The sequence below is a fragment of the Pedobacter terrae genome, from assembly GCF_036946585.1.
Classification (GTDB): domain Bacteria; phylum Bacteroidota; class Bacteroidia; order Sphingobacteriales; family Sphingobacteriaceae; genus Pedobacter; species Pedobacter terrae_C.
Genome location: NZ_JAQIIV010000023.1, coordinates 31,997 through 52,279, shown reverse-complemented (window position 1 = coordinate 52,279; position 20,283 = coordinate 31,997). Strand labels below are relative to the sequence as shown.

The 20,283-nt window shown below is 38.5% G+C and carries 18 protein-coding genes; 8 read left to right on the top strand and 10 right to left on the bottom strand.

All coding sequences use genetic code 11. The features are described from left to right. Window positions 1–48: 48 nt before the first annotated feature. Window positions 49–645 (top strand): hypothetical protein, encoded by a 597-nt coding sequence (locus PGN18_RS20605; protein WP_335321461.1) that lies wholly within the window; start codon window positions 49–51, stop codon window positions 643–645. Window positions 646–1,016: 371 nt separating this feature from the next. After that, window positions 1,017–1,388: a diacylglycerol kinase family protein gene (locus PGN18_RS20600; RefSeq protein WP_335321460.1), complete on the top strand. Its 372-nt coding sequence runs from the start codon at window positions 1,017–1,019 to the stop codon at window positions 1,386–1,388. Here PGN18_RS20600 and PGN18_RS20595 read toward each other — a convergent pair. From PGN18_RS20595 to PGN18_RS20585, 3 genes are all read right to left on the bottom strand, one after another. After that, a complete protein-coding gene (locus PGN18_RS20595) occupies window positions 1,377–1,949 on the bottom strand; it encodes a DUF922 domain-containing protein (RefSeq protein ID WP_335321459.1) in 573 nt (190 codons plus the stop codon). The two genes, PGN18_RS20600 and PGN18_RS20595, sit on opposite strands and share 12 nt — an antisense overlap. Window positions 1,950–2,049: 100 nt before the next feature. Further along, a complete protein-coding gene (locus tag PGN18_RS20590) occupies window positions 2,050–2,649 on the bottom strand; it encodes a hypothetical protein (RefSeq protein WP_335321458.1) in 600 nt (199 codons plus the stop codon). Next, window positions 2,636–3,133, bottom strand: a complete 498-nt coding sequence (locus tag PGN18_RS20585; RefSeq protein ID WP_335321457.1) for an RNA polymerase sigma factor — start codon at window positions 3,131–3,133, stop codon at window positions 2,636–2,638. The genes PGN18_RS20590 and PGN18_RS20585 overlap by 14 nt, the downstream gene beginning before the upstream one ends. A 156-nt stretch (window positions 3,134–3,289) precedes the next feature. On the opposite strand from PGN18_RS20585, the gene PGN18_RS20580 reads away from it, so the two are divergent. From PGN18_RS20580 to PGN18_RS20565, 4 genes are all read left to right on the top strand, one after another. Then, window positions 3,290–4,666 carry a dicarboxylate/amino acid:cation symporter gene (locus PGN18_RS20580; protein ID WP_335321456.1) on the top strand — a complete coding sequence of 459 codons (1,377 nt, stop codon included), beginning with the start codon at window positions 3,290–3,292 and terminating at the stop codon, window positions 4,664–4,666. A gap of 81 nt (window positions 4,667–4,747) precedes the next feature. Beyond that, complete coding sequence (locus PGN18_RS20575) at window positions 4,748–5,248, top strand: hypothetical protein (protein ID WP_335321455.1); 501 nt, start codon at window positions 4,748–4,750, stop codon at window positions 5,246–5,248. Window positions 5,249–5,396: 148 nt separating this feature from the next. Further along, the gene (locus PGN18_RS20570; RefSeq protein WP_335321454.1) at window positions 5,397–5,759 is read left to right on the top strand and encodes a BlaI/MecI/CopY family transcriptional regulator; all 363 of its coding nucleotides are present in this window, start codon (window positions 5,397–5,399) and stop codon (window positions 5,757–5,759) included. 5 nt (window positions 5,760–5,764) lie between these two features. Further along, window positions 5,765–7,264: a M56 family metallopeptidase gene (locus PGN18_RS20565; RefSeq protein WP_335321453.1), complete on the top strand. Its 1,500-nt coding sequence runs from the start codon at window positions 5,765–5,767 to the stop codon at window positions 7,262–7,264. Window positions 7,265–7,321: 57 nt separating this feature from the next. Here the strand turns inward: PGN18_RS20565 and PGN18_RS20560 are convergent, their stop codons facing one another. Both PGN18_RS20560 and PGN18_RS20555 read right to left on the bottom strand, forming a co-directional pair. After that, a complete protein-coding gene (locus PGN18_RS20560; protein ID WP_335321452.1) occupies window positions 7,322–9,982 on the bottom strand; it encodes a carboxypeptidase regulatory-like domain-containing protein in 2,661 nt (886 codons plus the stop codon). After that, window positions 9,979–10,935 carry a GLPGLI family protein gene (locus PGN18_RS20555; RefSeq protein ID WP_335321451.1) on the bottom strand — a complete coding sequence of 319 codons (957 nt, stop codon included), beginning with the start codon at window positions 10,933–10,935 and terminating at the stop codon, window positions 9,979–9,981. The genes PGN18_RS20560 and PGN18_RS20555 overlap by 4 nt, the downstream gene beginning before the upstream one ends. Before the next feature lie 854 nt (window positions 10,936–11,789). Between PGN18_RS20555 and rplU the strand changes: the two genes are divergently transcribed. Next, complete coding sequence (rplU, locus tag PGN18_RS20550) at window positions 11,790–12,101, top strand: 50S ribosomal protein L21 (RefSeq protein WP_196099264.1); 312 nt, start codon at window positions 11,790–11,792, stop codon at window positions 12,099–12,101. A 51-nt stretch (window positions 12,102–12,152) separates the two neighbouring features. After that, on the top strand, window positions 12,153–12,563 hold the full coding sequence (gene rpmA / locus PGN18_RS20545) for a 50S ribosomal protein L27 (protein ID WP_335321450.1): 411 nt from the start codon (window positions 12,153–12,155) through the stop codon (window positions 12,561–12,563). Between the two features lie 388 nt (window positions 12,564–12,951). Here the strand turns inward: rpmA and PGN18_RS20540 are convergent, their stop codons facing one another. The 5 genes from PGN18_RS20540 to PGN18_RS20520 all read right to left on the bottom strand — a co-directional run bounded on the left by PGN18_RS20540 (window position 12,952) and on the right by PGN18_RS20520 (window position 19,922). After that, entirely contained in the window at window positions 12,952–13,941 is a 990-nt protein-coding gene (locus tag PGN18_RS20540) for a polyprenyl synthetase family protein (protein ID WP_335321449.1), read from the bottom strand. Window positions 13,942–13,970: 29 nt separating this feature from the next. Beyond that, window positions 13,971–16,103: a ribonuclease R gene (rnr, locus tag PGN18_RS20535; protein WP_335321448.1), complete on the bottom strand. Its 2,133-nt coding sequence runs from the start codon at window positions 16,101–16,103 to the stop codon at window positions 13,971–13,973. Between the two features lie 361 nt (window positions 16,104–16,464). Further along, complete coding sequence (locus PGN18_RS20530; protein WP_335321447.1) at window positions 16,465–17,499, bottom strand: sialidase family protein; 1,035 nt, start codon at window positions 17,497–17,499, stop codon at window positions 16,465–16,467. 3 nt (window positions 17,500–17,502) lie between these two features. Further along, window positions 17,503–19,209 carry an ABC transporter ATP-binding protein gene (locus PGN18_RS20525; protein ID WP_335321446.1) on the bottom strand — a complete coding sequence of 569 codons (1,707 nt, stop codon included), beginning with the start codon at window positions 19,207–19,209 and terminating at the stop codon, window positions 17,503–17,505. Further along, window positions 19,209–19,922, bottom strand: a complete 714-nt coding sequence (locus PGN18_RS20520) for a 3'-5' exonuclease (RefSeq protein ID WP_335321445.1) — start codon at window positions 19,920–19,922, stop codon at window positions 19,209–19,211. The genes PGN18_RS20525 and PGN18_RS20520 overlap by 1 nt, the downstream gene beginning before the upstream one ends. Window positions 19,923–20,283 lie beyond the last annotated feature (361 nt).

Genomic DNA, 20,283 nt, shown 5'->3' with positions numbered 1-20,283 from the left:
TATAGGCTAAAATCCTTAATTTGGGACAACCAAAATGTCCTTATTAAAATGAAACTACAGAAATATACATTACAGCATCTCTTGTGCATGGCAGGGATGCTGTTTTGTTTGGCATGCACAGAAGACCAACCAAAGGCAGTTGTTGTAGCACCCGTAAAAGCCGCTAAAAATCCTTTTCCTTATTATAAAGATATTGAAGTAAAACCCGGATTAAATTTCGAAATCGTAAGTTGGGGAAAAGGAGTGGATTCGATCGGTGGATACCAGATTTTAATGTCCGATTCGATTCGCAGTCATTACCGTTCATTAGCTGTTGACCGCAAAGGTATTATTACTGATGCTTGGAACATGGATTTGGATAATGACGGAAATCCGGAACTATATATCCAGTTATTGAGCAAAAGAAACGTTTCAGATCTGAATGTTTTTGAATATGCAGGTGGTGATTTTAATAAGATCAGTTTTCCTTCTTTAAACTCAAATCAAAAGAAAGGATATGCGGGTAATGATAAGTTTTTTATCAAAAATGGCGATTTATTTCGCTCGTTTCCTGTTAAAGATGCTGCTGATAGCACTAAAACTATAACCAAAACTTATCAATATAGGTTAAGTGGTAATAGTTTTTCGACGAGTGAGGGGAAGTAGGACCTGCACGTATCCGTCATTTCGAGCGAAGTGCAACGTAGTCGAGAAATCTTCCTTGACTTAGATCTCCCCACTCCGCTATGTGAAGGAGATGAGACGCGTCATGCACTATATCCTGCTGAAGAATAATTTGTTGTATAAAAATCAACTTGATTGGGAACCACGAAGTGCTCATGAATGCCGCTAAATAAAACAAAACAAACCCTTATGAATAATCTTATGCAAGTGTTTTAAGATTCCCGCATGCGCGAGATCCGATAGCTAGCTATCGGATGACTACCACTATACTAATCGTCATGCTGAACTTGTTTCAGCATCTATTATATCATGGGATCCAGAAATGAATTAAGGATGACGAATTTTGATAAAAAATGAACAACGAAAAATTCTCCATTATCAATCGCCTAAAAAGCTTTAAATATGCTTTTCAAGGTCTAAAATTGTTCTTTCTGCTTGATCATAACGGGAGGATTCATCTTTTTGCAGCATTTGTAGCGATTGCTTTTTCTTTTTACCTCAAACTTTCTGCTTTGGAATGGATTGCCATTTTAAGCGTTATCTCAGCTGTTATTGTTACTGAAATTTTAAATTCAGCCATCGAAAAGTTAGCAGATGTGGTCTCGCCAGATTTTCACCCTAAAATTAAAATAGTAAAAGATCTGGCTGCCGCCGCGGTTTTGGTTGCTGCATTTCTAGCTTTAGCCGTTGGAGTCATTATATTTATCCCAAAATTATTGTTGTGAGGCCAATGTTGCTGCTCTCGATTCCTCCATTTTATCCGCTATAATTTGGTCCCAGCGGGCCTGCATTTTATGGTTACTACCATGTTCGGTTTCGTCATCATAATTACGTTGCATGGTGTCGAAATAACTGCTGATCTGGTTGGCCAGTTCGGCTATCTGGGCTTTATAACTATTAACCGAATAATTTCGGTTCTTTAGCACCCTTTCGGCTTCCGAAAGCAAAATATACTGAATGTTTACATGCCCTTGTTCATGGTGTAATAAACTCGCCCTCACTTGAGGATCTTTGATCTTATCCCACTTTACCCATGAACGGTTTTTATCAATACGAACTTCGTTTTTAAGTTTGATGACAACGCGATTTCGGTATACAGTACTGTTATAACTGTATTCCCAGGTCATTGCGGTTAAGGCAATAAATGGCGAACGTTCATCGGCCTTGCCTTTAAAGTAGGTTTCCCAATCCAGTTGTACAGGCTGGATAATATCCTGTTTGAAAGCAAAAAAGAAGGGGAGTAACAGCAATAATGATGTCGGTAAGATTAGTTTTTTAAATAGCATAATTTTTCAACGGTATCTCATCCTGATTTTTGCTTTTGAGCAAGTCAAATTATCAGGGCTTTATGGGTTGAATTTTATTATGAAAAAACCGTGCCTAAAATTACTCCAGTGTAGAGATCTGGCTGCCAATCCGCTCAAATTTTTCGATTAGCAAAGCAACTCGCTCTTTTTCCCTTTTTATTACGGCTTTTCGTAAAATCGTTGAGCAAAAGATAATCCACAGCGCAGTTAAACCTACGGCAATTACTTTTTGCATATTGCTAAAGCGTGCCATTATTTCTACAAAATAAAATCCTAAACCCAAGGCAAGAGCAATAGCGTAAAACCAATACAGTGTATTGTACAATTTATAACGGTTTAACTGATAAGTTTTTAAGTTGTTTAAAAACTCTTTAGGATGAGCAGTGAAATCGTTTTTTGAAATCAGACGGTAATCGCGATAAAGAATTAAAGTATAAACACCAATGGCAATTAGGGTAATGCTAATGCCTACATGTGTAGTCCACGATTCGAAGTGAAAAAAGATCCATAATGCGGCAATGACGATGAAAGATAACAGCATTCCTCCAATGTTCAAGGCTGATTTCAGCTTCAATCCATTTACTTCTTTCTTCGCCTGTTGCAACATCTCATCGGCAGAAACCTTAATTTCTACTTCGTGCTGTTGCCACAACTCCTGTATTTGATCAAACGCTTGCATACTGGCTATATAATTCTGTTAATTTTTGTTTAATACGATGAATTTTTACCCTTAAATTGCCTTCACTGATGCCTGAAATGTCAGCAATTTCGTGGTATGGAAGCTCATCAAGTACCATAGTAATAATTAAACGGTCATTCTCTTCTAGTTTAGAAATACATTTATAAAGCAAGGCCACCTGCTCATTTTTCTCCGAAAACTCTTCTACTTTAGTTTCAATAATGTTATCCGTTAATTCGTCTTTTGCCTGTCTCTTTTCCGATCTGAGGTAAGTTAAACAAGTGTTTACAGCGATGCGATAAATCCACGTTGAAATCAAAGATTTGTTGCGGAACTTATCTAGATTTTGCCAGACCTTTAAAAAAGTTTCCTGTAAAAGATCGTTTGCAGCATCGGTATCGCCGGTATAACCATAACATAAATGGAATATTTTTTTGGAATTCGAATCGAAGATCTGCTTGAATAACTTGTCTTTTTGTTCCATTTAGGGGATTGTCATTGCGTTTTAGATGTTGACACACATTTTTTGTTACAAAGGAATTCCAAAAAATATATTTTTAAACACCTATAATATCAAAATTTGTTACAAGCGGTAAATATCGTAGTTTTACCGAATTAAGTTGCACAAACTTTTTTATTCATGAAGAAAAACAAACTCACGCTTTTTATTTTTGTAGCGCTGATTGCAGGGATTGCACTGGGGTATTTTTTAAATGTAAATTCCATCAATGTTTACAATCAGAACATCCTGGATGCTGATGCCAGGGTTAAAAGTATAGAAGTAAATATTGCAAAATCAACTGATACCACAAGCGCTGTTTATGCTCAGCTGAAAGTAAGTAAAAAAGCTGCCGCTAAAATAAAGAAGGAAAACGAGACCATCAGGGAGAAAAAGTTGGAATTTTTTACTCTTTTGAGTGATATTTTTCTCCGCCTGATTAAAATGATCGTTGCACCACTCGTATTTACTACGCTGGTCGTGGGTGTCGCCAAGGTTGGAGATATCAAAGCTGTTGGCCGTATCGGTGGCAAAACCTTGGGCTGGTTTTTAACCATGTCGTTAATGTCGCTTGTACTAGGAATGATTCTGGTGAATTTGTTTGAACCTGGTAAATACATGAAATTATCACTACCTGATCATCTGGTTGATACTGGAATACAAAAGGCAGCTATGAGTGTTAAAGATTTTATCGCTCACGTATTTCCGAAAAGTATCGCCGAATCAATGGCTACCAATGAGATTTTACAAATTGTTGTATTTTCTTTGTTTTTTGGCGTTGCGACGGCGGCTATCGGTGATATGGGGCAGATCGTAATCAAAGCGTTTGATGCTATTGCTCATGTAATCTTGAAGATGACGGGCTACGTCATGAACTTTGCTCCGCTGGCTGTTTTTGGCGCAATGACGGCGATTATTGCCAAGCAAGGTTTAAGTGTGCTAAATACCTATGCCATTTTTATTGGCGAATTTTATTTCGGTTTAATTATTTTATGGGGATTGTTGATCTTCCTCGGTTTCCTGATACTCAAAAAACGTATTTTCCGCTTGGTAAACGATATGAAGGAGCCTGCACTTTTGGCCTTTAGTACAGCAAGCAGCGAAGCAGCCTATCCAAAAACAATGATGCTGTTAGAGCGTTTCGGCTGTAAGGATAAAATTGTAAGTTTTGTGCTGCCATTGGGTTATTCATTTAATTTAGATGGATCGATGATGTACATGACTTTTGCTTCGCTTTTTATTGCTCAAGCATATGGTATTCATTTAAGTTTCGAGCAACAAATTTCGATGCTGTTAATCTTGATGTTAACCAGTAAGGGTATTGCTGGTGTGCCAAGAGCATCATTAGTGGTTATTGCAGGTACTATTGCCAGTTTTAACATCCCTGAAGCAGGTTTGGCTCTTTTAATCGGTATTGATCCATTATTGGATATGGGCCGTTCGGCAACCAATGTAGTGGGTAACAGTATCGCAACTGCCGTGGTAAGCAAATGGGAAGGAGAGCTAAAGGAGTCCTAAGTCTAAAGTCTTCAGTCCTGAGTCTTATTAAACGCTCTTTCATTCGATCATTAAAAATTCAATCATTCAAAATTATATAAAGTGTCAAGTAGAGGAAAAAAAATATTCTTAGCCATTACCATTATCGTTCCGATGATCATTTATTGTTACATCTATTATAAACCGATTATTCAGAATGCACCCTTCAGGAAAAAGGATTTTGTATCGATGGAGTATAAATGGGGCATTAAAGATACGCTTGAAAATCATTATAATTCGGCTACCGGAGAATATCAGTATGTTAACGGGGCAGATTCGGTAATCAAGAAAAAAATCTTTTTAAAGAACGACGATATTCTTTACATGCATAGCAAGGCCAATGAAATTGGACTTTGGAATTTTCCGGATACTATAGGTAAGAAAAGTGAAAAATCAATGGCTGTGCCACGCTACGATATTTTGTTTAAATACAAAGAAAAGACAAAACATGTAGTGATTTACGGCGATTTTGATGGTAATCCAAAATTATTGGATGCTGCTGTACAAATGCGTAAAGTTATAGATCAAACGCTTTTACAGGCCGAAAAAAGAAGCGCTAAGTAGTCTTAAGTCATTAGTCCTAAGTTTGGAATCTCCAGACTAGGAAAGAGATAATATTCATTCATTACCATTAATTAAAGACCTTGATCTAAGTAGATTAAGGTCTTTTGTGTTTAAGATCTTTTCGTATATTTACGATATATTCGTAAGTATGGAAAAATTAACACTACAGGAAGAAGAGGCGATGCTGGCTGTTTGGCAGGTGGGAAAAGGCTTTATTAAAGATTTTATGGATGTACTGCCCGAGCCTAAGCCGCCATATACCACTTTGGCATCGACTATTAAAAACCTGGAACGTAAAGGATACCTGTTGAGCGAGCGTTTTGCCAATGCCAACCGCTACAGTGCAAAGGTTAAAGAAATTGAGTATAAAAAGCGTTTTATGAGCGGTTTTGTCAATAATTATTTTCAAAGCTCGTACAAAGAACTTGTTGCTTTTTTCGCCAGGGATAAAAAGATCAGTGCTGAAGAACTTAAAGAGATCATCAATTTAATAGAGCACCCTGAAAAGTAGAGGCTATGCCAAATTTCTTTCTCATTTTACTGAAAATTAACCTGGTGCTGATTTTGTTTTCGGCTACCTATTACCTGGTATTACGGAGGTTAACTTTCTATTCCATAAATAGGATATTTCTGTTATTTGGAATTATTTTTTCTTCTGCTTATCCTTTTATTAACCTGACCGATTTTTTGGAAAGTCACAAATCTGTGCCTGCGTTTGTTCCGGGGCTTAACCAACAGATAAGTCAGCTGGTAAAGCAAGATGCGGTTCCGGTATTATGGCAGTTGCTTACGGTGTTATTTTACTTTGGGGTAATGCTCATGGCATTACGTTTAATGGTGCAGTTTATTTCGCTGTACCGCATGCACCAAAAATCTTTACCTGATCAGTTAAATCAGCACCCGGTAAGAATTTTGGCAGATGAAATAAGCCCTTTCAGTTTCTGGCAGACCATTTATATTAATCCAGGCTTGCATAAACAGGAGGATCTGCCTAATATATTAGCGCATGAGCAAGTGCATGTAGAACAATGGCATACCATTGACATTATTCTGGCCGAAATTTGTGTTGTTTTTTACTGGTTTAATCCTGGTGTTTGGCTGATGAAAAAAGCCGTACGCGAAAATATTGAGTTTATTACCGATGCCCGTATTTTAAGGAAGGGCATTGATAAAAAAGCCTATCAGTATAGTTTGCTTGATGTGGGTACTTTACAGCCCTCAGTAGCTATTGTCAATAATTTCAACCTGTCTGATCTTAAGAAAAGGATCATGATGATGAATGCCAAACGCTCATCAAAAGTAAATTTAACACGTTACATGTTTGCTTTACCTATTTTGTTGTGCATTACGCTCGCTTTTACCATTGATAAAAAAGCTGTAAAAAAGAGCTTAGTGCCATTAGCGAAAATGGTTAATGCGATACCGCATCAACAGACTGAAACTGTTACAGAAGCGCATATAAAACCAAAACTTAATAAAAAGAGAAAGACTGCCACATCTTTCTTGCATAAAACGGATACAGCTAGCAAATTTACCCTGGTTCTGAAACAGAATAGTAATGGTGGGGATTCAGTACAACACAATGTGGTGACTGCGATTCAAAAAAAAGTCGACAACTTTAAATTTCATTTTAAAACTGACGGAAGTTTAAACAAAAGAGTTTTTGTTAAACAATTTAATTTCACAGACTCAGTTCCGGCTAATGAGAGAATTGAGCAGATGATGCTTGCTGAACAGGCAAATGGTGGCTTTGGAAATATGCCCGACATTAAGGGGAAAAAAATAACGGCGGTTTTTGTGATGAAATCCACCGTCAATACGAAAGAGGACAGCGAGGTATTAAAAGATAAAACAACCGCTAAGGAATCATCAGTTACCACTATGGGATATTATCTGAACGGAAAAAAGGTGAGTAAAGATGCAATTAATCAATTGAACCCCAATATGATAATGGATTTGAAAATGGATCAAAAAGGGGGATTTATCCAGATTAATACCAAGCCCCACGCAAATTAAATTTGTCAACTTTAACAGCAAGTATGCTAGAAGTTGACAAATTTTGCAATGTTTTTATTAAAAATTAAATGTCGCTTTCAGCATGGCTACCCGCCCGGGAATATCATAAGTTCCGGTTGTTAGGGAGTTGGCAGAAAGGTAAACGGCATCAAACCTTTTAATATTAGTTAGGTTGGTGATTCCAAATTCAATATCTGTCTTCATTTTTAACCACTTGTAGCGCATGTTTACATCAGCGAAAAGATACTTCAGATTAGGTTGTGATGATTGGCGGGTGAAAAGGTGCTCGGCAGATAAATTTAAATAAAGGTTTTTAACTGTGGTGATGGCTAAAGCAGATTGCTGCCTCAATTGCTTAAAATTAGTTTTAATCCCGTCAGCTACAATGGCTTTATTGTCGGTTATGGCAAAGTTAGCAGCGTAAGACCAGTTAATGAAGTTATTTAGCTTCGCTTCAATACCAACTTTGTAAGCTATGGTTTGCGTATTAAATGGTAAAAGCGCATTGTTTTGCAGCTGACTGTACTTGCTTTGCGTAAAACTTACGCCTGCATTTACCGTACTTTTTAAGGTAAACAGATATTTGCTTGCGTTTGCGGCCAAAGAAAGGTTACGGATATGATTATTGAGCGGCAAAACAATTTTCTGCTGAATGTTGCTGTTGAGGTTATAGGCCGCAATAGTATTCAGCTCAGTGTCGCTGTAATTTGCCGTTAAGTTGGCAAATAACATTTGCATGGCTTTTCTAAAATTAAAACCAGCTCCAACGTTATGCGTTTTGGATTCAGCAATTGGTGCGTCATTCGAAAACAGCGAGCGGTAATTTTTTAAAATGGTACCCCGGTAAATATCACTAATACCGCCCAGATCATTTCTGAAGCTATAATTCGCCGTTAAATAATTTTCGGTACTGGTCTGGTATTTCACATTAAAAAAAGGGTTTATGAATAGTTTATTCAAGCTGTTGTCTAACTGGTTAAGTGCATCATTGTAGTTGATGTGGTTGTAGCTTAGCGGCAAACTTATACTAGCCTTTAACTTATCGTTGTTATACTCGTAAGTAGCTTCAGTGTATATTTTGGTTTTTAGCCAATCAAGGTTATTCACGGTATTACCGGTAACAGGCTCTGTTTGCTGGTTGTTTTGTGTGCGGAAAAGTTCCGAATTAAGCTGCTGCTGTTGCACGTTAAAACCTGCCTTATAGGTTTGTACGAAATTGTTTTTTACAAAAGCGAACGATACATAATTATTGGTGTACCAAGTCGGTAATTTAATAAATTGTGTTAAACCGAAATAGCTATTCCCGTTATTCAAAACATCGGCATTTAGACCAGGCATAATATTCAGGGTTTCGGGTTGCGTAGTGCGGTTTAAGAAGGAGTAAAAATTAATTACATCGTCCGATTTTAATTTTTTCCGGTAATTAAATTCGTTCGACAAGTCGAAGGTTTCCTGTTTAAGCACCTGGTTGGCAGCTACATTATTGATTACAAAATCCGATGAGGTTTTAAACGGTGTATATTCCAATACCAGGTTATTGTTTAAATAGTATTGCTCCGCATTGCCGTTTAGATTAAACTGCGCCCTTAGTTTTTGTGGATTAATCGCATTGCGCTGGGTTTCAGCATAGCGTATGGTTTGGTCAGGAAGATAAGTCTCCGAAAATTTACTGTATTCCTGACGTCGCTGATCATATAAATAGGAGATATTTGCCCTCAACTGAAAGTCAGGATTGAATTTGTATAAATTGTTGAGGTTAATTAAGCCAGCTTTATTAAAAAGATACCTGCTTTGCGGTAAGGAAGGTACTCCGGCAGCCCCCGTAGAGAGCAACGCGTTGGGTTTATCGTTATCCAGTTTCCTTGCATAATCAGAAAAATTGTGCGCAATTAGGTCGCCACCCGGGTCAATGCCAATATTGTTTCCTTTAATGTTGTTAATAAACTTTAGCTTTTTATTAAACAACATGGCGGTTAGGTTTTCATCAAATCGATTTGGAGTGCCAGCGCCAACAGTAGCATCGCCCATCACTTTAAGCTTCGCTTCATCTTTGATCACCAGGTTTAGGGCAACCTCATCGCTCATGTTATTTTTGCGCATCATTTTAATGGGTTGATCGTTTTGAATGACCTGAACCTTATCAACTGCCCCGTGCGGGATACTTTTAGTGCCTATATTGTATTTATCGTCCAATAAATTATCGCCATCTACATATAAGTTGGATATCGATTTCCCATTGTAGCTGATCTTACCATCTTCGGCCACTTCAACGCCAGGCATTTTTTTCAATACATCGCCAATACTTCGGTCTTGCTTATCAGCAAAGTCAGTAGTACGGTAATTTAGAGTATCGCCCCTGGCGGTTAATGATGGCCTGTTTTTAACAGTTACCGTTTCCAGCGTGGTTTCGCTGGGTTGTAAAATCATGTCGTAACTTTTATTATTGTCAGTTACCGTGGTTACCAGCTTTTTAAAACCAATGCTCGAAGCTTCAATTTTGTAACCTGTAATCTGGTCGCTTTTGAGTTCCATGGTAAAAGTACCAAGTTTATTGGTCCGGGTAAAATTGATGATGTTACCTTCCGTATCTTTTAGGGTTACATTAACCGATTCAATACCCTTCCCACTGGGATCTTTTACCAATCCTTTAAGCGGCTTTTGTGCAAAAACAGAAAGCGCTGCCAGCAAGAGCCAGCAGCTTAAAATGAACGTTCTCATTTTTTATCTTCAATTTCTATTGGGTTGTTGATTTCAGATTTATTTGCAGTTGTTCCTGAAGGGCGTGGCGCCTGGTTGGTTTTGAAAGAGCCTTGCATTCCATTTGCAGCCATTTGCGCCTGCATAAATCCTTGCGGATCTTTATCACGGGCAGCTTTAAGTTTATCAAGTTCTTTGCGGGTGGTTTTTATCGCGTTTGTTGGTAGTTTAATTTCAGACCCCAGGTAGCTTGTGCTTATATCCATGCCCATAATTTTTACTGAACCCACTCCGCCGCTTGGGGCTGCAATTTTTACCTCCCCGTCGGCATTGTCTGTAGCAGTCGTTTCCTTTACATTTTCAATTCCAGCAAATTCGAATTTTACTTCTTTTTTATCATCGTAAGCTTCTATGATTAAACCGGGTAGGCCATTTAATTTCCATGGACCGCTTTGAAATGGAAGCTCAGTTGCAAACCAGGCTATCCAGTTACGGCCTTTAAAATGTGTAGTTGCTTTTTGGCAGGCAACTCCCGAAAAACTCATCGTATCTTTTAATATCTTCCAGTCAATCGCTGCAGCAGGTTCTTCAATTAGATAATTGTTAAACACCCGTTCTTTTGTAATCATTTTACGCTCATTTGCAAAAAAGAAATAGTCTTCCTGGGTAAGGGGTGCTTTCATTTCGCTTTTTACTTCAATTTTCAAGTTGCCATTACCTGTCTGGTTTTTCATTTGCTCCATGATCTGCATCTGCATGTTTTTTGCCTGGTTCAGTTTGTCATAACTGGTAAATACAGAGGCATTTTTACCGGTTACTAATAGCATGTTTTCCACTTTAGGCTTATCTTTTTGTGTAGTATCGGTTACGTGTGTAAAAGTATAGCGCACCCTGGCCAAAGCTTTGTCTGTATCCTGGGCCTTCGCTGAAAATAAAATGGCCGTAGCCAAACAGGTAGTTAAAATTCTTTTCATGATTATAGTGGTTTATATCTATTTATTTTTCGTAAATCTACGAAGTTTTCGTAATAAAAAAAATGTTTTAACATTTTTTAACGGGGGGAGGTGGGTGATGTGAAATGGATGATGTGAAATGGGAAATGGTTTTTCGATAGGTCATTTTGATCGGATTCGAAGGGTCCGAAATTATGTTTGATCGTACAGGGTTAAATATTGTTTTTGGCATGGAAATGAGCATGCAGTGGGTCTTGGCGGTGTTTCAGTCCTGCTTTCGCTTATAGTCCTCGCTACGCTCCGGGCTATTCCGCTCAATCAGGTTTAGGAACATTGGTTTCTGCACCTGGCAATGCCGAAAATGAAATACAGGTTTAGCTATCTAGCGGTTGAAGCGATACCCTGCAGCAACGAGCTACGAGGCCACGATGCGTATATGTGTGAAACGGAAGCAAACCTAATGCTTTTGTATAGGCATTGCGCTTCAAATAATATTATCTTTTCTGTTGTTTCTTAGTAGTAAAATAGCATTTGGAAATGAGCATGCAGCGGGTCTTGGCGGTGTTTCAGTCCTGCTTTCGCTTATAGTCCTCGCTGCGCTCCGGGCTATTCCGCTCAATCAGGTTTAGGTACCAGGGATTCTGTACGTATTAACCATAAAGAAAAGCTGTTTTACATCTAGCTTAAATTAATTTTCGGATCATGATCTTCGAAAAGTATCCTATAAAATTGATATTGAAACACCAAAATTGCTTAAATCCTAATCGCGTGTGATTTTCGTGAAAAAATATTTTTGATATGTGTTTGTGTGTTAATTGAATTTGTTCTATATTTGCACCTCGTTAAATAAAAATTAAAAAACTAATATTTAAACAATGTACGCAATAGTAAATATAGCAGGGCAGCAATTTAAAGTTGCTAAAGACCAGCACCTTTTTGTACACAGATTGCAAGGAGATGAAGGCGCTAGTATTGAATTTGATAATGTATTGTTGGTTGATAATGGTGGTGCAATTACTGTAGGTGCTCCTGCAGTTCAAGGTGCTAAAGTTTCAGCTAAGATCGTATCTCATTTAAAAGGTGATAAAGTAATCGTTTTCCACAAAAAACGTAGAAAAGGTTACAAAAAGAAAAACGGTCACCGCCAGTTTTTCACTAAGATTCAGATCTCTGACATCACATTATAATTAATTGTTAACCCAATAATCCGCTTTTAGCGGGTTACAAAATATAAAATCATGGCACACAAAAAAGGAGCCGGTAGTTCGAAAAACGGACGTGAATCGCACAGTAAGCGTTTAGGTATTAAAGTTTTCGGTGGTCAGTTAGCTGTTGCAGGAAACATTTTAGTACGTCAACGCGGTACAAAACATCATCCTGATAAAGGCGTGGGTATTGGTAAAGACCATACTTTATTCGCTTTAGTTGATGGTACTGTTGTTTTCAAAAAGAAACAAGATAACAAATCATATGTTTCTATTCTTCCTATCACTGATGCGGAGATTGATGCAGCAATTGCTAAACCAGCTGCAAAAAAAGCAACTGCAGAAAATGAGGTTGTAGCTGAAGCTGCACCTGCAAAAAAAGCACCTGCAAAAAAAGCAGTTAAAAAAGACGAAGCTACTGAAGAAGCTGCAGCTGCAGAATAATTAGTACGAAACGAATATAAAAAGGGTCCTGATGCAAATCAGGACCCTTTTTTTTGATATTGGTCATTAGTCACTGGTTGATTGGTCGTTAATTAGGTTGTTGTTCCCAAGCCAATCAGCATGTATTGAAATAAAGAGGCACATTAACATTTCAGCTTTACCTTACGCTGTGTAAATAGATTGCTCCCCGCCTGCACAAACGGGCATTTCAGCAATGAAGAAAAATTCCTGGCTTCAATTGAAATAACGATTTTATCTTTTGGATCTTTCATTCTTAGTGGAAGATACATAGTCGGGAACCCGAAAATTCAGCGAGGTTAAATCAAACAGATAGATCTTAAGATATAGATTTCTCGGCTTTGTTGCTTCGCTCGAGATGAAGAATACCTTAATATTCCCTGGCCATTAACTGGTTGGTAAGTGTTAACAGATTGGCTTTTCTTTCATCGCTTACATTTATCTGCGCAAATAAGGCCAAAGCTTTATCACGGTAATGGTTCATCTGTTCTTTCGCAATCTGCTGTATATTTAGTGTGTCGTAAATCGACCTAATGGTTTTTACCTTTTCTTGTACATTAAACGCTTTAGCGTCGATCCAGGTTTTTAAAACGGTTTTGATGTCAGCTTCGGCCAGTTCAAAGGCCTTTAGCAGCAGAAAAGTTTTTTTATTGGCAATAATATCGCCACCAACCTGCTTGCCAAACTTTTCAGGATCAGCATATACGTCTAAGATATCGTCTTGCAATTGAAAGGCAATACCAATGTTTTCACCAAATTGTTCAATCAAGTCTGCATCTTTTGCAGATGCATCTGCAATGATTGCTCCTAATTTAAGTGCACCTCCTAACAGTACAGCTGTTTTAAGCCTGATCATATTGATGTACTCTTCAATACTTACATCATCACGTCCTTCAAATTCCATATCCAGCTGTTGCCCCTCACAAACACCCTGCGCTGTAGCATTAAAAGTATCGAGCGCATTTTTAAGAAAAACCGGATTTACCTTGGCCAGGTTTTTATTCGCTTCTACCATCATCACATCACCACTCAAAATGGCCACATTGGTGCCCCATTTTTCGTGTACAGTGGCCTGGCCTCTGCGCAATGGTGCATTATCCATGATATCATCATGTACAAGGGTGAAATTATGGAAGATTTCAATGGCCATAGCTGCGTGAACAGATTCATTGGCATCGGTACCAAATAATTCGGTAGCCATCAGTACCAATAGGGGCCTTACGCGTTTGCCACCAAGATTAATAATGTAACTAATTGGATCGTAAAGTTGCTTTGGGTAACCTGGTAAATTTAAATTTTGTATTGCGGTATCTAAAATCTGCTGTAATTGTTCTGTAGTCTGCATGTTTTGTTTCAACATTGTGTTTCGGGCACAAATGTCTTAATTTTTTAATCAGGAATTAAGGTAAAATCGATCTGGCGTTTAGAAAGGTCAACTTTTTTTACACGGATCATTACTTCATCTCCCAGTTGATATTTTTTCTTCTTTCTTTGGCCAACAATACAGTAGTTTTTTTCATCAAGCACATAAAAATCGTCAGATATATCGCGTAAACGGATCATACCTTCGCATTTATTCTCTTCAATTTCTACGTACATGCCCCATTCGGTTACACCTGAAATAATACCTTTGTATTCGGTACCGATATTGTTTTCTAAATATTCTGCCTGTTTGTACTTGATCGAAGCCCTTTCTGCATCTGCAGCCCGTTTTTCCATGGCGGAAGAATGTACAGAGGCAACTTCGTAAAACTCCATGTCGGCCGATTTGCCACCATCTAAGTAGGTTTGGAGTAAACGGTGTGCCATTACATCTGGATAACGGCGGATGGGTGAGGTAAAGTGGGTATAATAATCAAAGGCCAGACCATAATGACTGGTTTTTTTAGTGGTATAAATAGCTTTGGCCATAGAGCGGATGGCCAGCGAAGTTAAAATATTTTGCTCTTTTTTGCCTTCTACATCGGCCATTAAATGGTTGAGTGATTTGGCAATTTCTTTATCGGATTTGGTGTTGATTTTATAACCAAAACGGGAAGCGAAGTTGGCAAAAGTTTCAAGGGTTTCCATATTCGGCGAATCATGTACCCGGTAAACAAAGGTTAATTTTTGTTTACCCTTGCTTTTTTTAGCAACAAATTCAGCCACTTTGCGGTTGGCTAACAACATATAATCCTCAATCAATTTGTGGGCATCCTTGCGTTCTTTTACATAAACTCCTATAGGTTTACCCGCTTCATCAAGTTTAAATTTAACTTCGGTACTTTCAAAACTGATGGCACCATTTTTAAACTTGCGGTCGCGCAGAATGTAAGCCAGCTCATTTAGTTTTTGTATTTCGGTTGCATAATCGCCGGTTTTACTTTCAATTACTTCCTGTGCTTCTTCATAAGTGAATCTGCGGTTGGAGTGGATTACGGTACGGCCATACCATTCGTTTTGGATATTCGCTTGCTCATCAAGTTCAAAAACAGCTGCAAAGCACAATTTATCTTCGTGTGGACGGAGCGAACATACACCGTTACTTAAACGCTCGGGCAACATCGGGATTACACGATCAACCAGGTAAACCGAAGTAGCGCGGCTATAAGCTTCTTTATCAAGTTCACTTCCCTGAATCACATAATGTGAAACATCGGCAATGTGGATGCCAATTTCATGGTTTCCATTAGGTAATTTTTGGTAGGAGATGGCATCATCAAAATCTTTTGCGTCGGCTGGGTCAATGGTAAAGGTTAATACCTGTCTGAAATCTTTACGTTTGGCAATTTCAGCGGCAGGAATTTCTTCTGGAATGGCATTGGCTTCTTTTTCTACCTGCGCAGGAAATTCGAGCGGAAAGCCATATTGAGCCAGAATGGCGTTCATTTCGGTATTGTTTTCACCCTGGTCGCCCAATACATGTTTTACAATACCTATTGGGTTTTTAGCACTTTCAGGCCATTCGGATAGGGTGACCAATACCCGTTGTCCACTTTTTGCACCATGTGTATCAGCAAGTGGCACAAAAATGTCGCGCATCATTTTTTTATCGTCGGCAATAACGAAAGCAAAGTGATCTGATATTTTAATCACACCTGTAAAGTCTGATTTAGCTCTTTTAATGATTTCGACTACCTCACCGTCATTTTTCCGTCCCCGTTTTTTTGCAAAAACATACGCTTTTACCGTATCGCCATGCAAGGCATTTTTAAGCTTGCGGGGCGCAACGAAGATGTCTTTTTCGAACTCATCTTCGGGAACGATATAAGCGGAACCATCAGCCGTCATATCTACCGTACCAATGATAAAGCTCTGCAGTTCTTTGAGTTTGAATTTTCCCTTTTGAGGCTCTAAGAAAATACCTTCGTTTTTTCCTTCTTTTAATATCTCTAAAATCGTTTCTCTTGATTCCTGATCGTTTAGGTTCAATTTGGCCGAAACCTGTTTGTAATTGAGTAACTGATTATTGTTTTTTTCAAAAATATCACTAACCAATTGATTCAGAACCAATTTTATATTTGCCGATTTTTTCTTTGCCATACGCTAAACTGAATTTACCGAAGATACAGAAAAGATAGGGAAGTGGCAGGATTTGGGGCGTAAAATGTATCTGGATGTAAGATTAAAGAGATATAATTTAAGACTTGAGATGTGAAAGTTGAGCAAAGATAGTTTATCGTTAAATAGTCATTAACGATTGGTTTATTGGTATAGCAATATGCTACAGATGGATGGTTTAACAACGTAAAGTTTGACTGCCAAGGCATTTTGGAAAAATCGCTATTATCCATCAAAGATTTACATAAGCGAATAAATAATATTCCAGATTAAACCCTATTCTAAACTTCATTGCATCTTATGAACTATGAACTATGAACTATGAACGATGAACCATGAACTATCAACTACGGACTAACCTGATCTCCATGTAAGTAATTTTCTTCCGCTCTGCGGTATAACTGATATGGATATTTCCATTTTGATCTTGAATAATGGCTGGATAACTGTATTCCCCTTTCAAATGGTTTTCGAGGGTGTAAATATCTTTCCAATTTTCGCCATCGGTGGATATGGCCAGCTTTAATACCGAGCGACCTTCCCACCAGTTTTTACCTGCAGTTAATGGGTTATAAACGAGCAGTTGCCGGCCATCTTTTAAGGTTACTGCATCGCTGCCGGAGTTGGGGTTAGGCAACTGGGTGGGCTTAAGCTTTGACCATGTTTCGCCATGATCAACAGACCAGCTTTCTACAATCACATTTTGGCGGCTTCTGCAAAGCAACTGCAATTTTTCTTTGGGATAAATGAGGATGGATGGCTGGATAACGCCAAAGGTATCGCAGTTGATCCCGATTTTTCTCCAATTTTGACCGTTTGCATCCGATTTTTCAATATGGATATTCCAGGTTTTTTCATCTCGGCTTTCAGTACTTGAAGGATAAAGAATAGTTCCGTTTGCCAGTTGAACGGGTTTGTTTTTAATGGGGCCTAAAAAACCATCAGGTAGTTTTTTAGCTTCAGACCAGCTTTTACCATTGTTAACAGATGTTTTATATTCGGCCCACCATTCACGGGGATTTACTCCCACTTTATAATGTAAGAATAAGGTGCCGTTTTTTGCTTTAAAAAGCACTGGATTCCAGCAAGCTAAACGGCTGGTGTCGTTTTTTATCCCGTTAGCAATTTCGACAGGTTGGCTCCAGTTTGCGCCATTTTTAACCGACGACCAGATGGCTACATCTTTGCTTCCTTCATTTTTACCCCCAAACCAGGCAGCCATAATTTTTCCGTTTCCCAGATCAACCAGTGTGGAAGCATGACAGGATTCGAAAGGCACTTGATTAAAAACGGGGCCTGAATGTGTAATCTCTACTTTTTGTGCATGAGTGTTTGAACAAAAAAATAGTATGATAACAATGGGAAAGTAAATTCGCATAATCTATTGGTGACCGGGAATGGCGGCGATCAGTTTTCGGGTATATTCGGCCTTAGGTGCATTAAACAATTGTTCTGGAAAACCTTCTTCTTCAATTTTACCTTTATTCATCACTAAAATGCGGTCGGAAATATGTTTAATTACCGCCAGATCATGCGAGATGAAAATGTAAGTGAGGCCAAACTCTTCCTGTAAGGACCTGATGAGGTTAAGTACCTGTGCCTGAACAGAAACATCAAGCGCTGATACCGATTCATCGCAAATGATAAATTTAGGCTGCAACGCTAAAGCCCTGGCAATGACCACGCGCTGCCGCTGGCCTCCACTAAACTCATGTGGATAGCGGTTAAAATGCCCGGCATTTAACCCAACCTTATCTAAAAGTTCTAATACTTTTTGTTTGCGCTCTGCATCGTTTTGATAAAGCCCATGCACCTGTAAGGGCTCCAATATAGACCGGCCAATGCTCAGTTTAGGATTTAGCGAAGCATAAGGATCCTGAAAAATGATCTGAATATCCTTTCTGAGCTTTCTCAACTCGTTTTTGTCCAGATTTGTAATGTCTTCTCCATTGAAGAGAATGGAACCTGAAGTTGGCTGAATTAACCTGAGAATGGTACGGCCCAAAGTTGTTTTTCCGCAACCTGATTCTCCAACAAGGCCGAGTGTTTCGCCCGGAAAAACCTCAAAATTAATCCTGTCTACCGCTTTGACATAATCGGTAGTTTTACCGAATAATCCATTGCGGATAGGATACCAGGTGCAAAGGTCTTTAACTTGCAATAATGGTTTTTGCTCATACAATTTTTGTCTTCTCAATGAAATTTCAGTTACTGTTAACTGATTTGCCGACTGTAAATATGCAGGGATATCTCCGGTTCCCTTATTTAAAAAGTCGGCTACAACCGGTAATTTTTTCAATTGTAAGGTGGGCGAGGGCCTGCAGGCCAGTAAACCTTTGGTGTAAGGATGTTGCGGATTTTCGAACACTGATTTTGCTGGTCCCTGTTCCACAATTTTACCTTTATACATCACGGCAACTTCATCGGCAATTTCGTTTACCACGCCTAAATCGTGCGAGATAAAGATCATGGCCATGTTGCGCTCTGTTTTGAGCTTAAGCAGCAATTGCAGGATGGTTTTTTGAACAGTTACGTCTAAAGCCGTTGTAGGCTCGTCGGCAATGAGGAGTTTAGGATTACAGCTCAAAGCCATGGCAATCATCACCCGCTGCTTTTGTCCACCCGAAATCTGGTGCGGATAACTGTCAAATATTTTTTCGGGCCGCGGAAGCTGAACTTCATTAAACAGGGAAATAGTTTGTTTTTTGGCTTCGGCTTTACCGATCTTTTGATGGAGCATAATGGCTTCGGCCACCTGATCGCCGCAATTAAAAACAGGGTTAAGGGAAGTCATGGGTTCCTGAAAAATCATCGAAATCTGGTTTCCCCTGATCTGTCTAATCTCGTTGGCACTTAAATTAAGCAGGCTAATGTCTTCAAATTTAATATCACCGGTAATTTTCGCAAGGCTTTCATCATGTAAACGCATAATGGAAAATGAGGTAACCGATTTGCCAGAGCCCGACTCGCCTACTATACCCAAAATAGAGCCTTTTTTAACCGTAAAATTGATTTTTTTAACAGCATTAAACCAGTTTTTATCTTCCTGGTTGTAGAAATCAATATTTAAATTTTCAACGTTTAGCATCAGGTTACAATGGTAATATTTTCTTCCGGAATTATTTCTATCCCTTTGAATTTTAATAGTACCTGTGCCGTAGTAATTACATCTTTCTGGCAATAGGTTACAATCCGGGGCAGGTTTTTTTCTTCATAGTATACCTGTTTTACCTGACTGCCATTGATATCATCTTTTGGTGTAGGAATATCCAGAATGGCAGCAAGGAGGTTAAGTGAGGTGAAATGTTTGTAATCGCCAAATTTCCAGAGTTCCATCGTATCAATATGATTAACTTCCCATGGTTTTTTGCCCGATAATTCCAATTGTGAAGGAATTTCTATCCGATTGATCAAAAGTCGCCGGCACAGGTATGGAAAATCAAATTCTTTTCCATTATGGGCGCAGAACATCAGGTTGGGCGTTTGTTTATTAAGCAGTGCTGCAAATTGGGAAAGTATATCGTACTCATCATGACCAGAAAAAGATTTGATGCGTAGTTTGTTCGTTTTTTCCTCAGCATAAAAAATGCCGAGACTGATGCAGATAATTTTACCAAATTCGGCCATGATACCTGCGCGCTCGTAAAAGTCTTCAGCACTTTGCTCGCTATTGCGTTGGTAATGCGTTTTTTGTTCCCAAAGTTCCTGAAAGTTTGGAGGTACATCCTGATAGGAAGCGTATTGAGGAACGGTTTCAATATCAAGCACCATCACCTGGTTTAGATCTAGCGATTTTAACATATAAACAGTTTTCAGTTAACAATTTACAGTTTTCTGTTCATAATTAAAGCGGGGCGGAATATATTTTATAAAATTTTGGATGTGTTGAATGACAAGGTCGCACAATATCTAGCAGAGGGTGTGCATCTACGATACGAGAACCTAAATCGCTTGAAAAGCAATCCAAACATCTTTTAAAAGAAATTTTTGAAATGTATTATAATATTTTGGCGAAAGAATAATGTTTTAGGGAGGCAGCCGTAATTTTCGTAGCCATCCCAGCATAAGCTTGTTATCAATCGCTCGTTAACGCGGTATGTTAACAAAAAGAAACCGTACTATAAATTTTTATAGTACGGTTTCTTTTTAATGATTATATGAA

What these genes read in the sequence shown, in the direction of transcription:
- PGN18_RS20605 (WP_335321461.1), top strand. Translation starts at nt 49, where the DNA reads ATGAAACTACAGAAATATACATTACAGCATCTCTTGTGCATGGCAGGG.
- PGN18_RS20600 (WP_335321460.1), top strand. Translation starts at nt 1,017, where the DNA reads ATGAACAACGAAAAATTCTCCATTATCAATCGCCTAAAAAGCTTTAAA.
- PGN18_RS20595 (WP_335321459.1), bottom strand. Translation starts at nt 1,949, where the DNA reads ATGCTATTTAAAAAACTAATCTTACCGACATCATTATTGCTGTTACTC.
- PGN18_RS20590 (WP_335321458.1), bottom strand. Translation starts at nt 2,649, where the DNA reads ATGCAAGCGTTTGATCAAATACAGGAGTTGTGGCAACAGCACGAAGTA.
- PGN18_RS20585 (WP_335321457.1), bottom strand. Translation starts at nt 3,133, where the DNA reads ATGGAACAAAAAGACAAGTTATTCAAGCAGATCTTCGATTCGAATTCC.
- PGN18_RS20580 (WP_335321456.1), top strand. Translation starts at nt 3,290, where the DNA reads ATGAAGAAAAACAAACTCACGCTTTTTATTTTTGTAGCGCTGATTGCA.
- PGN18_RS20570 (WP_335321454.1), top strand. Translation starts at nt 5,397, where the DNA reads ATGGAAAAATTAACACTACAGGAAGAAGAGGCGATGCTGGCTGTTTGG.
- PGN18_RS20565 (WP_335321453.1), top strand. Translation starts at nt 5,765, where the DNA reads ATGCCAAATTTCTTTCTCATTTTACTGAAAATTAACCTGGTGCTGATT.
- PGN18_RS20560 (WP_335321452.1), bottom strand. Translation starts at nt 9,982, where the DNA reads ATGAGAACGTTCATTTTAAGCTGCTGGCTCTTGCTGGCAGCGCTTTCT.
- PGN18_RS20555 (WP_335321451.1), bottom strand. Translation starts at nt 10,935, where the DNA reads ATGAAAAGAATTTTAACTACCTGTTTGGCTACGGCCATTTTATTTTCA.
- rplU (WP_196099264.1), top strand. Translation starts at nt 11,790, where the DNA reads ATGTACGCAATAGTAAATATAGCAGGGCAGCAATTTAAAGTTGCTAAA.
- rpmA (WP_335321450.1), top strand. Translation starts at nt 12,153, where the DNA reads ATGGCACACAAAAAAGGAGCCGGTAGTTCGAAAAACGGACGTGAATCG.
- PGN18_RS20540 (WP_335321449.1), bottom strand. Translation starts at nt 13,941, where the DNA reads ATGTTGAAACAAAACATGCAGACTACAGAACAATTACAGCAGATTTTA.
- rnr (WP_335321448.1), bottom strand. Translation starts at nt 16,103, where the DNA reads ATGGCAAAGAAAAAATCGGCAAATATAAAATTGGTTCTGAATCAATTG.
- PGN18_RS20530 (WP_335321447.1), bottom strand. Translation starts at nt 17,499, where the DNA reads ATGCGAATTTACTTTCCCATTGTTATCATACTATTTTTTTGTTCAAAC.
- PGN18_RS20525 (WP_335321446.1), bottom strand. Translation starts at nt 19,209, where the DNA reads ATGCTAAACGTTGAAAATTTAAATATTGATTTCTACAACCAGGAAGAT.
- PGN18_RS20520 (WP_335321445.1), bottom strand. Translation starts at nt 19,922, where the DNA reads ATGTTAAAATCGCTAGATCTAAACCAGGTGATGGTGCTTGATATTGAA.